Source organism: Peribacillus sp. Hz7 (genome assembly GCF_042136355.1).
GTDB classification, from domain to species: domain Bacteria; phylum Bacillota; class Bacilli; order Bacillales; family DSM-1321; genus Peribacillus; species Peribacillus asahii_A.
In genome coordinates this window covers 119309-135121 of the sequence record NZ_JBHHJV010000002.1, presented here as the reverse complement: position 1 = coordinate 135121, position 15813 = coordinate 119309, and the positions used below count along the sequence as shown (strand labels likewise).

Here is a 15813-nt window from a genome sequence, read left to right as displayed (position 1 = left end):
TGTAGAATGGTTGTATAGAAAACAAGAGAGGAGGAAAAAAACATGTTTGTCACACATTCATTTCGTATTCCCTATGAGGAATATCTATATGAAGAATTAAGAATGATGCAGAGAGAAGCAGCTTCTGTATGGAATGATATCGTTCGAGAAGCGACTTCTTATTATGTTTCTCGTAAAAAGTGGTTAAGTAAAACAGAGATTCAATTTGTTCGAAAACAAACGTATCAGCTCCATTCTCAGACCGTTCAAGCCATTGCGGATAAGTATGAAGCGAATCGAGAAACGATTCGACAGCTTCGAAAAACGGATAAAAAAGCGAAGTATCCGTGGAGAAGGAAATACTATTATTGCATCCCATTAAAAAAAGCATCGATGGATATAACCAAAGATACCATTTCGATAAAAAAGGCATCCTACGGATTCTCACTTCCTGAATGGTTGACTAAAAAGAAAAAGAAGAATTGGAACGAAAAATTCCCAAAGAAAAATGAGGCTATTCTTCTTCCTAATCTTTCGGAGGAACCGTTAGATGAATGTAACTACGCAGAAATTGTATGGAGAGACAGTGCCTATTGGTTTTGTTATACTGTACAAGTCCCTGAAAGGGATGTATCATCGTTTGATAAAAAGGTGGCTGGTGCTGATTTAGGAGAAATTCATGCCGTGGCAGTCGCGACAGAAAACAAGGCTCTTCTTGTTTCAGGACGAGCCATGCGTAGTATCTCTCAATTCCGAGCGAAAGTATTGGCGGAGTTAAGTAAAAAGATGTCTCGCTGTAAAAAGGGCTCTAATCAATGGAAAAAGTATAAACAAGCCAAATATCGCATTCGTCAAACTAGTAAAAATCAACTCAAAGAGTTGGAACATAAAACCACAAAAGAAGTCGTTTCTTTTTTAGTCGAAGAACAAGTCACACATTTCGTGATAGGCCATGTATCAGGCATTGAAAAATGGACAAAGAAGAATGAGAAAAAGAAACAAAAAACTAGTAAAGTCAGAAGACAACAACTGTCGTTGTGGAACCAAGGGAAAATGAAACAAAAACTCACCTATAAAGCGGCATTGATGGGGATAAAAGTAGAGGAAACAGAAGAAAGCTATACCTCTCAAGATTGTCCGTTTTGTAATGGACGACATCAAGCGAAAGGAAGACACTTTATTTGTTCTGTTCATAAAACAGAAATCCATCGTGATGTAAACGGAGCACAAAATATTGCCCGTAAAAAACATACGATGGCAGTTCAACCTCTTCATTCGGTCCTATTCAAACAACCGATTTGGTATAAACGCTTTTTGTCTGAAGAAATCAGACAAAAAACGAAACATCCCAAGGATAAACCGAGGAAAGAACCAAGTATCGCCAGTCGAATGGCGTAGTGGCACCGACCTTGCTCTTTTGAAAGACTGTTTTTCTCTCAAAAGTTGCTCGCCCAAGTTTCACCCCTGCACCTTCCTGTGGAAGTTTGTAAGTGGAATGTTTGCGAGAAAGAACCCCACTGGCTTCAGCCGTGGGAGTGGTCAGCCAATTAAAGAATGGCAAATATGTGTTAGAGAATGTTTATTTTGTTTATTAAGAAATTGGAATGAGTGTAGGCTGTAAATCTTTACAGCCTACATTTGTTGTGTCTGCTTTTCCTTTTTTAGCATGGTGATGTTTGATGCTCTTTGTTGTATTTGAAAAAGTGAATTTCTGAATGTTTTCCTTTAAATCAATTTGAAACATCCATCTTTAAAGGGAATAGATTAGATAGTTTCGGTTTTGAGAAGAGCATAAAAACTTATTTAGATATCCTTATCATAAGTAAATGAGGTTTCCGCCTGTATATAATATGAGACCTAGTGACTAAGAAGATTAGATTATGAGGAGAAAACTAATTTAAGACAATACATAGGTGATAATAGCAAGGCATGATACGATATCCGATTGAATTATGCCTTGTTTATTATGAGAAAACGTCAATGGCCAAAGAAAGGAAGAGAAAGACAGTCATGATAAATCCAGCTGCAATCCCTTTTCCTCTGCGTTCAGGACCTGATGACTGAAGAGCATGCTTGAAATAAAAAAAAGAACCGACTGCAATTAAGAAAAATTCTATTAGAATGCTTAAGGGAACAGATTCCCATAGTCCGAAACCAAGAAGTGGAAGATTACCTGCATTTCCTGGGAGAATAGGCAGATCCGGGCGATGAACAATTAAATCTAGTATCCAGTGGCTGAATACGACAGCGCCTATAATAGTTCCTGATTTTTTACCCCAAAATACTCCAGCAAGACATGCTGCTAGAATAGTAAGCAATAGTGCTCCCACGAAAGAATGAGTATAGAATGCATATATCATCATGTGGGCATAGCCGCCTTCACCTATTGGCTCCATTGACTCTATTCCAGCTAAATTAAATGGAACAAACGCAATGTCGAGCAATTGTGTGCTGACCAGCAGCGACCAAAGCGGAAGTTCTGGTGCTTTATTTTTCACTGTAGCAGCAACTCCGAAATGTCCGGCGAACATTTCAACCACCTCCTAAACGACTTCACTTATTTCATCAAAACAATAACGAATCAATTACTATTATAGCGTTCTAGTATAGATAGAATTTTGAAAAAATGTAAATTTTTCATATGATTGTAACGATATTGAACGATTATTTTAAATAATAAAGGTATGTAACGACAATTTAAATGTTTAAGTAAGTACACTTATATGATCTTCTGCCAATTATAAGCCTGTCTATGATAAAATAAAAAACTAAGCAAGTGTGCTTCGGAAATTTTAGATGTAAGGTGATTAATTGAATGAAGTTAATTATTGCAGAGAAGCCATCTGTATCGAAGAATATTGCAGATGCACTGAAAATAAAAAATCGACAAGACGGTTATTTTGAAGGAAATGGCTATATTGTAACATGGGCGTTCGGCCATTTACCTTTTACACGGTTTTGTATTTTGTAGAGAAAATTTGACACCTTGAGGCCAATATAATGCTTTAAAAACAGAAAAAGTTACTTGAAAACTCCTTAGACACAAAAATTAAAAGTTTTAAATTGTTAATTCGAATTTAGAGTAATTTATTTGCTTCTTTTGTAACATACAAATCTAGATTCAAAAAGATACAGATAAACAAATTAATACTTAAATTTCAGTGTGAATAATTTGTTTTAATGGTTCATTGCTAGTGGATTGGATAAGAGGGAATCATAAGAATTAATATTTTCTTTTAAAGGGGAACATTATGGGAGATAAAAAATTAAAAAATAAATTTATAAAGAGTATAAGGAATTATATATTATATATTGTAAATCATGATTTTTCAGTTGAGCTTACTTCAATTGAATTTATATATGAACTAAAAAATTTACATGATGAATGGTCTATGCCTGATAAAACCTTTTCAAATGGGTTATTACAGGAATATAAGACCAAAATAATGGTAATGTTTAATCAATTAACAAGCATTGTAGATTCACCTTACTATTTTAGCTATTCTGCTAATAATCAATTTTTTGCAGCCTATAAAAGATCCTGACAGGATTTTGTTTAATGAAATGAAAGAACTTACTTATTCATTACGTAAGAATATTTTTGATAACTATAAATCATTTTGTGAAACAGAATTAGACAGTATAAGAAAGAATATTGATTTTAAAACTTTAGAAAAAGAAATAGTCACCGATATTTATAATGCAATAATCTCTAGAGAAGCTGATCCAAAAAGGTTACAGCTTACATCAGAGAATCAATTCAGTGATGATATCAGGGATATCTTACAAGGTAAGTTTAAAGAATATAATATTATTGTAGGAAGGGAGCAACCAAGTGGTTTTGCAAAAAAAACTATAGGGGAGCCGGATATTACCATGCATACTTATCTAAAAAATATATATACAAGTATCTGTGTTGGTGAAATAAAGGAATGGGGGAAGTTTCGAAAACAGGTTAAGCAATTATTGGGATATATGAAGCCTAGTACAAAATTTGGATTTACTATCATTCTAAATAGAAAAAGTAATTTTCCGGATATTTATAATAAAATTGACGAAATACTTCAAAGTTTTGGTGTTAAAAAAGGAGAGATAGATTATTTCAAAACTATAGAAATACTCACTATAAAAGAAATGAAGAACTTAATTATTTCGAAACATGTAAATCCAGATGATTCAAGCAGCTTAACTATATACCATTTTATTGCAAATGCAAATCCAAATTCGGGTGCAAATGAAGAAGCTGCAATTCAAGCTAGAGTTTAGTAATATAAGTTTGTATAGATTTTAATAATAATTGTTAATGATCAATAGAATCTTATTCACTTTCAGTTTCGCATTTCAATTTATGTATAAAAAAACATACTTTCATTTTTTTATACATAAATTGAATAATGTTTAGATGTTTTTGAAATTTTAAAATTAATGCTTTAAAAGGCATTGTTGGATTTTTGTGTAGATAAAATATACGATAAAATTTGATTATTCGAAATTTTATATTAACAAAAACATTAATTTGATGGTAAACGTCAAGTAGCCCCAAATACACGATGGAAATTATCTTCGCATGACATGGTTTTTTCAAAAGAAGTATGAATTGGACACCTCTAGAATTTGTTAGTCATTACAAATGAATATATTGCATTTATTTAACGTCCTTGTTTACAAAAACAAGGTTTTTTATTTTGTGGAAAATTCGCGAGGGGACTAGGAGGATAGAAGCCTTCAAGCTAGTTGATATTATTAGGGAATGTTTGTAGAACTAGATATACAAATCTTAGGGAATTCCTTTTCTAAAACATTTAATTATTTTATAAGTCTAGTATAGTATAATTTACCTAGTGCAAAATTCATTTTAAGGATGATATTAGTCTAGTTATTTAAGAAAATAGAGGTGATTAAATGTCCTACCCAAGAAGAAAACCTTGTCCATGTGGATCCGGAAAACAGTATCGAAAATGTTGTGAAAAAAAGAAAAGCCCTTTTATGGAGAAGAAAGCAACTAATAGGTCCGGATTGATTAATAGTGGAAGAGAACAACCTTTAGTAAGTGAAGAGTTGTTTTTACAGGATTTTATGGAATTTATTGGCAAACCGACTCCAAGAGATATAAAAACACTAGCGCATATTGATTATCTAGAATTTGAAACCATTCCCGAAACATCTTCCACAGAGTTTATCTTGGAAGAAGGCTATATATCCTATAAGGGTAATAGTGAAATTGTTAAAATACCTAGAACTATTATGGGTAAAGAAGTCATCGGTATTGCAGAGGATGGATTTGCAGGTTCATTTGTTCGGGCAGTATATATACCAGAAACGGTAACTGAGATTGAAAATAAAGCATTTGATCAATGTTCAAATCTAGAGCAGGTTGAATTCAACGAAGGTCTTGAGAAAATAGGAAGATGGTCGTTTCAAGGGTGTCATTCATTGCAAGCTATTTCAATTCCTTCAACTGTTTGTCATATTGATGGCTATGCCTTTGATGAATGCAGCTGTTTAACCACAGTAGAGTTTAATGGAGAGATTGAACATATAGGTGCCTATGCCTTTTCGGAAACAAATATTAAGGCGATTAAACTGCCGGAAGGGATATCGTTTTTAGCAAATTCTTTATTTTATAACTGCCAAAATTTAGAGTATGTTGATATACCAAGCAGTGTCGAAAAAATCTTAACTATGACATTTGCTGGCTGCTTTAATTTGAAGTATGTCTTGCTACCAGAAAAGCTTACATCAATTGCGTCACAAGCTTTCCAAAATTGTGACAGCCTTACCCTGTTAACATTGCCGACTAAGTTGCCGGAAATTTCACAAAATGTGTTTCTAGGTGTCTCGCATATTCGTACAGTATATGCGGTCTATGATAAAAAGAAAAAAGTAGAAGTACTTGACCCGGAATATTATCAACTATTAAACATGGGATTAATAAAAAATAAGGATGAATATAGGGGGAAATTTCCTCAACGTAAATCTAACTTCATCTTATTACAGGAATTCATCCCTTCACTACAGTGGGATGTAGTTGATGAGTCAAAATATAATGATACAATATCACAATTAAAAGAGGATATTTTTAGCGAATATGGTTGGAGAAATAGCATTGAGGATTCGATTGAGCTTATTGATGAAGAATTACTGTCCCATGATGAGGAAGAAGAAACCGAAAAAGATTTATATATTGAGATACTTTCAGAGGGGTATAATGCAAAGCATCGTGGAGAGCTTGATATAGCAATTGAAAAATATAAAGAGGCTATTGAATTTAAGCCATATATGCATACAGCCTATTATAATTTAGGAAAGGTACTATACGCTAAGGAAGACTACGAGGCCGCAATTCGATCTTATAAAATGGCTATTTCGTTCGGACAGGACCCTTATGAAGTGCTTCGCCATATTGGACATGCCTTGCTGGATTCGTCTATGTTAAATAGTTTATATACCCCGGTGATTCAACAATATCAAGAAGGTATAAACCCATATTTAAAAGTACAAAAGATGCTTTCGGGCAATTATGTTCATTCGAACCCTACTAACAAGGAAATGGAGGAATATGATCAAATTTGCATAAGTACGGCTGAAAGATTATTAATTTTATTGAAGGATGAAATAAATGAAGATTACAGCTAATTTTATGAAGAATGTGCCTCTTGAAAAAAGAGAAGTAGTTCAAAAGAAGTTAAAAGATTTTAGCATATTAATTCCAAAAAAGAAGATATTATCTGACTTACCGAAAGGGTTTTGGATTCGCAAAGTAGTTGGGACAAATATTTATAAGTTTCGTGTAAATAGTGGTGATCGGATACTGTTTCGCTATGATGAACAAGGTGACATTGTATTTTTAAGTTTTCAATCACATGATGATCAAATTCGAGTAGCTAAGGGCAATCGTCAATTTGATAAAGTGCATGACTTTCAAATTGATGAAACCTCTTTTGAACAAGAAGAAATCGACCATTCGATTGATTTGTATATTCAACAAGAATTAATACAACATTTACAAGAAATAAAAGAGTATGAAGTATTTGATGATGAATATATTGAATTAGCAATAATAGAAAATACAAATGAATTTGTATTTACCTTAGATCAATTTGAATGCATTCAACAATATGCACAGCCAGTTTTAATAATAGGTTGTGCAGGTAGCGGAAAGACCAGTATTGCTTTACGTCGAGCAATCCTGAATTCCAAACTACATGCTGAAACGGTATATATAACAAAATCAGATTATCTAATAGAAAAAATAAACAATTCAGTGCCAGAAACTGTTCTCCATCATGTGAATTTTCAAGCTCTAGATTCACATTTGAAAAATGAGGTAGGCTATGAGTCAAGAATTGTTAATTATGGTGATTTTCAAGAATGGCTTATAGTATCGGATTTGCTACAGGATTTAGCTGGCTTTAGTGTGAGAGAATTATGGATTGAAATTAATACTATTATAAAAGGCTATCATTCAGATTCTATTATGATGACGCGAGATGAATATTTAAAGTGTTCTCATTCGAATTATAATGAAAAAACAAAGCGTCATCTTTATTTATTTGCATCAAAGTATCAATTTTGGCTCCAAAGAAATAGGTTATATGATTTTAATGACTTAGCGTACCATGCATTGCAGAAGGAAAATATTCAAACTTTTACTTATATTATTTGTGATGAAATTCAAGAATTGACGAAAAAGCAATTGACGTATTTATTAAAATTATCCCGTCATCCGGCGGGACTCGTAATGCTTGGGGACACATCACAATGTACAGATAATTATCATTTTGATGTAAACTTTTTAAAGCAAGCGCTATATACGAGTGACTACCAATTAAAAGAATTTTATATCAACAAAAACTATCGTTCTACAGAACCCACAATCCATATACTTAATTTGTTGAAACAATTAAAGAACGAATTATTTAAAGAACCTCATAATGTGCCTGATATTGCCGTACGTGCTGGGAATATGCCAACGCTTCTTCGATGGAATGATAGGTATATGAACATTCTATTGAAGGCTCAGGAGGACGTTAATGCGACAATTATCGTAGCAGATCAATATGAGAAGAAGACCTTAAAGGAAATGGGCATTAAAAGAATATTCACGATAGAGGAAACCCGGGGGCTAGAGTATAAACAGGTATATTTATATAATATATTAACTGTATTTAAAAATGTGTGGCAGCGCCTGTTTCAAGAAGAGGACAGTGTGGATTTATATGTGACGTATTTGAATCTATTGTACTTAGCATTGACACGTAGCAAACAGGATGTCATTTTATTTGAGGAAGAAGCTACGATTTTGGAACAAAAAATAAGGTCATATGTAAACTTTGAGACTGAAATTGAGAGTAAGTTTACAGTTAGTAATAAGATACAATGGCTACAAGAAGCTGACAAGCTATTTAGGCTTAATAAATACGAGCAAGCAGCAGATGCATATGAGAAGGCTGGTGTGATAGAGAAGGTAAATCTATGCAAACGTCTGATGAGTCATGCACATCTAACACAATTAGAAGATGTGTTTAATACGTATATGCATATTAAGCTAGATAGATGTACATTGTACCATTTAGAAGCATTGTTAAAGGCATTAGAGAAGGCCAAAGGTTACTCGATTAAAGGCAATGTTAGAATGAAAATTCATTATAAAATTGGATCTGGCGCTCGTATGAGTGAAGTATTTATATCATCTTATGCAACAAATAAAGAGGCAGCTGAGCTGTTGTACGATGCATTGAGTGAAAAAGTATTAGTGAAAAATGATTTATTGTGGGAAGTAACATTATTTGATAAGGATACACCTATACAATTAGGGCAAAAAGGTTTAAAAATTGATATTGAAAATAATAAGATTAAACTCGCATCCATTAATTCGGCATACATTGTAGAACAGTTTAATATTCAAGATCTCTTACAAAAACACTTTGAAAGTCATAGAAGTGTAATTAAGGGGAACTATGGTTATGCGTTTGTAGAAACAGAGAAGGAGCAGGCTCAAAAGCAATCTAGTAAGCAAATATTGAATAGTATTTTCAAGAAATAGGGATATTTTAGGGTTTTATTTAACCTATATTATCAATGAAGAAACAGAAACCAAGGAAATGTTTACGATTTTTAAAAAGGACGATGTATATTTTAAACGAATGCAGAAGGTTTCAAAAACTCTTTATGACCTACTTGGGAGAGATGATGGAGCCGGGGACATACAGACATTGTACGTTGTTTTTCCGAAGGGTATACTGCAGAAAAGTTAATTTTAAAGATACGAATGTCAAAACTCTAACTAATATTGAAAAACAGTGGATGAAACATTTAGTAAAGCAATTAAACTCTGAAGAAATTAGTTTTCCAGAAATGATTTACTGTCATGGTATACCTGCATCTATGGCGATATGTAAACTAGTAAAGTTTCCTTCTGAATACAAGAACATCCCAAAAGATGCAATTACCTCTTATATAGGATGCTTGCAAAAAGAATTTACCCTGAATAATCCGACTATACACAAGATATCTTGTGTATAGTCGGATTATTATTTATGTGAAAAATATGTTGTGATTTATTTCAAATCCGATTTCGTCAGTATAAATATTTTGGATATATGTAAGTCGTAAATTTGAAAAAATGACAAAACTCATTCATATGAGGTATTTGAATGAATAATTGCTATATTTTGTTATAATAGATGTAAACCCTACAATAATTCATCTAAGAACTTAGAATGGGGGGATATAAATTGCTTTGGGATTCAGAGGCACATTTTGTTGATGAATTTATTCATTCTAATGAAAAAATTGTAAGTTCATTAAGCTATGATTCACTTGTTGTAAAAGAATTAAAAACTGGATATGGAAGACCAGATATAGCTCTAATTCAATATGACCGCCAAATCCTTTGTTCGCGGAACTCCACAAAAGATTCTATTTCACAAATAGGTTGCTATGCTATTTCATATTTAGCATCACGTCGTTGGGTTAGTGTTGAAAAACTTGGAGATTTTTTAAGAATTAATAACAGGAAACTATTTACCATTATTGAAGAATTAATTAGTCTTGACCTAATTTCACAAAGGAATCATCTTGTTAAAGCACGCCCAAAGTCAGAAATAATGGCCGTAAAAAGAATTTTAACATTTGAAGCAAAATTGCAAAATTGGCAAGAGGCTATCGATCAAGCAGAAAGACATTTATGGTTTACAAATGAATCTTATGTACTTATGCCATATTTGAGTGAAAAACTTGCTGATAAAATTTTAAAAGAATGCATTAAAAAAGGTGTAGGTTTGAGTTTTTATGATTCTGAACTGGGTTATAAAACGGTAGCTAATCCTGCAAAAAAAGGAATTAATAATTCACCTTTCATATGGGCAATTAATGAGAAATTGATGGAGGTTGAAAATGAATCAAAACCAATATTTAGTAGGGTCTGAAGAACTTAGAAATGCCTTTCCTTTTGTTGAGATTATTGAAAAGCAAGGGGAGGGGGGACAAAAATTTGTATATAAAGCTAATTACGGATCAGTAGGAAAGGTTGCATTTAAAATAATTAAGGTTGACCAAAATATAGAAAGAACAGTCAGAGAGATAACAGCTGCTTCAGGTTTTAAACCTCCTAGATTTGCAGAGATTTATAAGTTTGGTCAAGCAAAAGTAAATGATGAAGAAGTCATTTACATTGTAGAAGAATTTATTGAAGGCGATACTTTAAGAAATAGAATAATTAATGGACGGGTATCACAAGATGAAGCTACGTATATTGGTGTCCAATTATTATATGCAGTATCTGAAGTATCTAAGCAAAAGTTGGTTCATCGTGACCTTAAACCAGAAAATATAATGATTGATCCTAATATGAGAGTGGTATTACTAGACTTTGGGATTGCTAGGCATCTTGAATTAAACAGTTTAACTCATGATGCTGCAATATTTGGACCACATACCCCCGGTTACGCAGCACCAGAACAAATCAAAAACGAAAAAAGAGCAATTTCAACAAGAACGGATTTGTTTTCATGGGGTGTTATTATGTATGAAATGATCAATAATACTAACCCCTTTACACATGGTTGTACTACATCCTCAGAAGCTATTTTAAAAACTTTAAAATATCAACCTCCAAGTTTAAACAACTGTAATCCTGAGTTATCCAAATTAATAGATTGGTGTTTACAAAAGCCCGTTCATCGGAGACCTCCTAATATAGAGATCCTGATTAAAAAGATGGAAGGAGTGTTAAAATGACACAGTTTTATTTACAACAAGGACATGGAATGATGGGATTAAATAGAGAATTCCTAGAAAGTAATATAGGAACTGGAGTAATTCTTTCTCCAAGAAATTGTACTAGAGAACAAATTGAAAAACATGCTAGTGAAATTCATCAGAAAAAAGGCAAAGTTCTGTTTGACCCACAGTTTTATGAACCAAGAACAAGTCTTGAAAAAATACTTGATTATCCATATTGGGGAGGAATGGATTTCAATACTGTTGAGTTTTCTGATAAAGGGGCCTCTGAGCTTTGCAGAGGTGTTATAGAATTTCAAAAGAATATATTAAATGTAGACAAGGTTATTTTACCCGGTAGATATACTAACACTGCGTCAGAAGATTGGTTACAGATGCAGTATACCTTTGCAGATTCTGCACAAAAACTGCAAGTCAATAAACCTATATTATCTACAATTGCATTGGGACCAGATGTAATTCTAGATAAGGATATGTTGGATAAGACCGTAAATGAAATTATTAGCTATCCGGTGGAGGGAGTTTATATAGTTTTAAAACATCCTAAAAATCAATATTTGGTTACAAATGATTTGTATATTTATAATTTGCTAAATAGCTTGTTGAGTATATCATTGTCAGGTAAGGAAGTTATTCTAGGATATACAAATCAGCAACACCTTTTTTATGCTGGAGCAGGTGTTAGTGGTATAGCTTCAGGAAACTTCCGAAATGTTCGCTCTTTTGATCCCGATAACTTTGATACGCAGGATTCTAAAGTTATACAGAGGGCAACATGGTACTATGATGCTGATACTTTATCCGAATTTCGATCTGAAACGATTGCGTTAGCGTATCGTAGAGGTTTAAAAGGATCCTTTGGACCAATTTGTGAATATTGTAGGCCTTTATTAGAAGCTGATAATCCTGTAAATGTTCCTTGGGGGGAACCAAGTGCATTTAGACATTATTTAACAGAAATAAATAGACAATGGTTAGAGTTTTCTAAAATACCTTTTTCGGAAAGATTAGATGTATCAATTGAATTGCTAGAAAATTCAAGTGCAAAATTAGAGGTGATGGTAGAAAGTGGATTAAGGTTAGGCGAAAGATCATTTATAGATGTTGTTGATCCTACTTTAAATGCTTTGACTGCTTTTAAAGCCGATAGGAAAGAGGAAATAGCACTTTTAGGATCATTTATAGCCGAAGTTTGATAAGACTTCTTGTTACATAGTAATCGTATTTTTTAAGATTATTTATATTGAATAAAAAATAGAAAGGAAAAAGAGGCTGCAAGAGTCTATAATTCAATAAAAGAAAGGTGAGTACCTACTATAAGTAGCGTCTCACCTTTTTTAGTATCTATATTTTGTATTGGAATTTAATGTTTGCACTTTGAATTAGTCTCGTAAAATTGGTCTTTTTTTCTGAAATAACATGAAAATAACTGTCTTTTATTTAAGTGTACTAAATATTCATTACGAATTATTAGATTTTGATTTTTGTCTATTTGCCCGCTGCTTTCGTTTTTTGTAAGTATTTCTACAAGAGCTTTCTTTAACATGTCGATTAGGACGACAAAACTTTTGATTACCATGATCTTGGATAAAAAAATTATTACAATACAGACATACACTTATTTGTGCTTCTGAATATACAGCTTGTTTTAATTGATAATATGCAACCTCAAATAGATCATTGAACTTTAAAGCAGGGATTATGTAACCATTTTCATAAGTTGTTACAATTTCACCGGAAGGCATTTTGTTTAATAGATATGAGAAATAAGCTTTTGCAATGTGTCCAAGGCTTTCGTTTTTAACTTTGTTCCAAAGGAAGGTAATATCACTGGTAACAGAATTATATAGCTTTTCTAATGATTTATTATTTAGTAGTTCTTGAAATTTTACATTGTAATGCAAATCCTCATCCTCATCATGATTTGAATCTATCTCAAAATCCATTAAAGCTTCTATATATTCCTCTATAAATGCTTCTTTAGCTAATTCTGTGGAAGATTCAGCTTCTTCTTTAAACTGATCTCTAATTCTACGAAGGGTTTCTTTTTCATTATTTTTAATAGCTACCCAGACAAAAAATAAATATTGATATTGACTTAGTTGAAAGAAAAGGTTGTTTACTTTCATTGAAAAAAAACAAAGCTCATTATAATTGGTTGAGATAGGTGGGAAAAAATAATCCTCTTTTGTTATCTTGTCAACATTATCGAAATCATTATATGAGTCTGATAGTGGTAATCCATAGGTTTTGATAAATTTTCTCAATGAATCTTCATCCTTTATTTTTGGTAACTCTGTAAATATTTCTTGCCCTTCTTCTATTGGATTATATGTATCTGATAGCTCTAAATAATTGCCTGCTATTATCGAGTCACTAACAATTACATTTGTGATATTAAAGTCCTCAAAAAAGTCTTGTCGATTTAGGTTCAAATTGATTGAGGCTTTATCGATGTAATGGAGTTTTGGAATGAAACACTCCCTAATTCTTTTAAACTTTTGTCCATAAATAGAATCATAATTTTTAAAGACTCTAATCGAAGTAACGCATTTTTGTATAAATATTTTATTAGGATTCAATAGTCACCCTCCAAGTTTTTATGTACCCGGTATTTGTACCCTTTTAAAAGGGTACAGTATCTATGTCTTTATGTTATTTTTTTTGTAGAGAATTGTAAACTAGTTTTTAGATATTACACCTATCAATTATTTTATTTGCGGAGGGGAAAATGAAGGATATTGATTATACAAATAAAACTGATAGAAAAATAGATGGGATGTTTTATGTTGAGAATCATATTTACAGGAATAGAAAAATTTCTAAAGTTATTTTTAGTCCAGACCACCAGCTTGTGAAGCCAGCATTTGATTACATTAGAGAGAAGTATTTTGACGAAGAATTTAGTGAAAATAAATTAGAAATTGCAGCAAAATCGATCTGTCACTATTTGAATTTTTGTAGATTACATAAGATTAATATTGAGGAACCTTTAACAAATCAATGTCTAAAAACGTTTATTCAGTACTTATATTTTATTCCAAAAAGGATGTTGCAGAGAATAAAAGAACATCCTTCTAAAATTAAAGTATTAGCAGTTCATCCCTATATATCAAATAATGAAGAGATAATTAGAAAAATTTATAAAGAGTGGTACACTGAATTACTGTTTGATTCAAATCAAAAATTTACAGTTTTCTATGATCCTAAGAATATTAAATTTGATGAGGACAAAATGTTATGGACCCATAATTTTAATTTTATAAAAGATACTGTTAGTTCGGTATTAGAGTATCTACACTGGCTTGGCAAATCACCCTCTTGGTCTCATCGGTATCAAGCAATTGATGGGAAAGTAGCTAGGCGAGCAATTAAGTTCAATGAACATTCTCGTAAATATTACATTGATTGGGATATAGATGGAAGAATTAAGAAAGTAACTAAACTAAGTAAGAAATCAATTTCTACAAGACGAAAAAGAAGAGTATTTTATGAAACTGAATTAAGGAGATTCTTTAATTCGAATATGATCCAAAAATACTCGCAAAGAAAACTTTTTTTTCTTCTTCTTCTTCTTTCTGGCTGTAGGGAATCAGAATGTTTAAATATGCTTATTAAAAATGTCAGAGTAACTCTAGATTATTTAAACCCGTATGGAAGCAAAACAATTGCACATTGGGAAGACATGTTTGATGAACCAAAAAACGATCAGGATGTAGATATCCTAATCAATAAATACTTAGAATTTAATATTAGAATAGCAAAAAGACGGTTATATGAATCAAAAAGAAGAAGAAATAAATCTAAAACACCTAGAATAACGCCGTTGAGGGATTATTTTGATTTGCCAGATCTACTGAATTTAAATATAGATACAATTTTTGTTAATCAAACTGACTTTATTAAATTACTTGAAAAAGAGATCATTCTTGAAAAGAAAGAAAAGAACCCATATGACCTTGTAAAAGAAATAATGCTTTATCATTATGAGCAATCAAGAAAAGGAATATCTGTTGATGATCCAAGATACTCTTCAAAGTATAGATATATGATTCAGAAAATAAGAAAGTTACTTGATAATTCTTGGTTAGGAAATTTAATAAGAACTTATTTGATTGAAAGGCAGCTACTTCTCAATACTATTAATCCTAGACGTGAAATTGATAAAGACTATTTGTTCATTAATCAGAAGATTAATAAAGGTTCAGCTATTGAACCGGATACTGTGAATACTACTTGGTTTAAAAGTATTTGTGAAAAAGTTGAACCTAAGATAATGAGAGCTTTATATGAACCAAATAAAGTCTTAAAACACGCAATGAAAAAGGATCTCACTACTCACTCTTTTAGACATACTTATATATCTTCACGAATATGCATTGAGACGGAAAAAGGGAAATATAATGATGCTCTACTAAAGAAGGAAGTTGGCCATGTTCCAACATCAACAGTTGCTGAAACAGTTTACTTTTTTTCAGATAGTGAAAAAATTAAAGAAGCAAGGATTAAGTTGTTTAGATATATGAAGGATAATATTGGGAATTTAATTTTTAAAGAACAAATTGAAAATGATGAAGTAAATTGAAATGA

The 15813-nt window shown here is 32.0% G+C and carries 12 protein-coding genes and 1 pseudogene; 11 read left to right on the top strand and 2 right to left on the bottom strand.

Annotated elements, in window-relative coordinates; all coding sequences use genetic code 11:
• Positions 1-42: 42 nt before the first annotated feature.
• Positions 43-1377, top strand: coding sequence for an RNA-guided endonuclease InsQ/TnpB family protein (locus tag ACE199_RS04200; protein WP_375348716.1), 1335 nt, complete (start codon positions 43-45; stop codon positions 1375-1377).
• Positions 1378-1943: 566 nt separating this feature from the next.
• On the opposite strand, the gene ACE199_RS04195 is transcribed toward ACE199_RS04200, so the two are convergent.
• Entirely contained in the window at positions 1944-2510 is a 567-nt protein-coding gene (locus ACE199_RS04195) for a permease (RefSeq protein WP_375348715.1), read from the bottom strand.
• Positions 2511-2794: 284 nt separating this feature from the next.
• Here ACE199_RS04195 and ACE199_RS04190 point away from each other — a divergent pair, with 284 nt between their 5' ends.
• The 9 genes and pseudogenes from ACE199_RS04190 to ACE199_RS04150 all read left to right on the top strand — a co-directional run bounded on the left by ACE199_RS04190 (position 2795) and on the right by ACE199_RS04150 (position 12419).
• The gene (locus ACE199_RS04190) at positions 2795-2950 is read left to right on the top strand and encodes a hypothetical protein (RefSeq protein ID WP_375348975.1); all 156 of its coding nucleotides are present in this window, start codon (positions 2795-2797) and stop codon (positions 2948-2950) included.
• Between the two features lie 280 nt (positions 2951-3230).
• Positions 3231-3524 carry a hypothetical protein gene (locus ACE199_RS04185; RefSeq protein ID WP_375348714.1) on the top strand — a complete coding sequence of 98 codons (294 nt, stop codon included), beginning with the start codon at positions 3231-3233 and terminating at the stop codon, positions 3522-3524.
• Between the two features lie 19 nt (positions 3525-3543).
• Entirely contained in the window at positions 3544-4245 is a 702-nt protein-coding gene (locus tag ACE199_RS04180) for a hypothetical protein (RefSeq protein ID WP_375348713.1), read from the top strand.
• Between the two features lie 636 nt (positions 4246-4881).
• Positions 4882-4947, top strand: a pseudogene (locus ACE199_RS04175) (SEC-C metal-binding domain-containing protein); the annotation flags it as partial.
• 18 nt (positions 4948-4965) lie between these two features.
• Positions 4966-6615 carry a leucine-rich repeat protein gene (locus ACE199_RS04170; RefSeq protein ID WP_375348965.1) on the top strand — a complete coding sequence of 550 codons (1650 nt, stop codon included), beginning with the start codon at positions 4966-4968 and terminating at the stop codon, positions 6613-6615.
• Entirely contained in the window at positions 6599-9025 is a 2427-nt protein-coding gene (locus ACE199_RS04165; RefSeq protein WP_375348712.1) for a UvrD-helicase domain-containing protein, read from the top strand. Before ACE199_RS04170 ends, ACE199_RS04165 begins: the two co-directional genes overlap by 17 nt.
• A gap of 691 nt (positions 9026-9716) precedes the next feature.
• Positions 9717-10409 (top strand): hypothetical protein, encoded by a 693-nt coding sequence (locus tag ACE199_RS04160; protein WP_375348711.1) that lies wholly within the window; start codon positions 9717-9719, stop codon positions 10407-10409.
• On the top strand, positions 10378-11220 hold the full coding sequence (locus ACE199_RS04155; RefSeq protein ID WP_375348710.1) for a serine/threonine protein kinase: 843 nt from the start codon (positions 10378-10380) through the stop codon (positions 11218-11220). The genes ACE199_RS04160 and ACE199_RS04155 overlap by 32 nt, the downstream gene beginning before the upstream one ends.
• Positions 11217-12419, top strand: a complete 1203-nt coding sequence (locus ACE199_RS04150) for a hypothetical protein (RefSeq protein WP_375348709.1) — start codon at positions 11217-11219, stop codon at positions 12417-12419. Before ACE199_RS04155 ends, ACE199_RS04150 begins: the two co-directional genes overlap by 4 nt.
• Positions 12420-12683: 264 nt before the next feature.
• Here the strand turns inward: ACE199_RS04150 and ACE199_RS04145 are convergent, their stop codons facing one another.
• Positions 12684-13805, bottom strand: a complete 1122-nt coding sequence (locus ACE199_RS04145; RefSeq protein ID WP_375348708.1) for a hypothetical protein — start codon at positions 13803-13805, stop codon at positions 12684-12686.
• 149 nt (positions 13806-13954) lie between these two features.
• Between ACE199_RS04145 and ACE199_RS04140 the strand changes: the two genes are divergently transcribed.
• Complete coding sequence (locus ACE199_RS04140) at positions 13955-15808, top strand: hypothetical protein (protein ID WP_375348707.1); 1854 nt, start codon at positions 13955-13957, stop codon at positions 15806-15808.
• Positions 15809-15813 lie beyond the last annotated feature (5 nt).

Coding starts and splice junctions, on each gene's coding strand:
- ACE199_RS04170 (WP_375348965.1), top strand. CDS start 4,966: ATGGAGAAGAAAGCAACTAATAGGTCCGGATTGATTAATAGTGGAAGA.
- ACE199_RS04150 (WP_375348709.1), top strand. CDS start 11,217: ATGACACAGTTTTATTTACAACAAGGACATGGAATGATGGGATTAAAT.
- ACE199_RS04165 (WP_375348712.1), top strand. CDS start 6,599: ATGAAGATTACAGCTAATTTTATGAAGAATGTGCCTCTTGAAAAAAGA.
- ACE199_RS04180 (WP_375348713.1), top strand. CDS start 3,544: ATGAAAGAACTTACTTATTCATTACGTAAGAATATTTTTGATAACTAT.
- ACE199_RS04140 (WP_375348707.1), top strand. CDS start 13,955: ATGAAGGATATTGATTATACAAATAAAACTGATAGAAAAATAGATGGG.
- ACE199_RS04185 (WP_375348714.1), top strand. CDS start 3,231: ATGGGAGATAAAAAATTAAAAAATAAATTTATAAAGAGTATAAGGAAT.
- ACE199_RS04155 (WP_375348710.1), top strand. CDS start 10,378: ATGAATCAAAACCAATATTTAGTAGGGTCTGAAGAACTTAGAAATGCC.
- ACE199_RS04200 (WP_375348716.1), top strand. CDS start 43: ATGTTTGTCACACATTCATTTCGTATTCCCTATGAGGAATATCTATAT.
- ACE199_RS04190 (WP_375348975.1), top strand. CDS start 2,795: ATGAAGTTAATTATTGCAGAGAAGCCATCTGTATCGAAGAATATTGCA.
- ACE199_RS04195 (WP_375348715.1), bottom strand. CDS start 2,510: ATGTTCGCCGGACATTTCGGAGTTGCTGCTACAGTGAAAAATAAAGCA.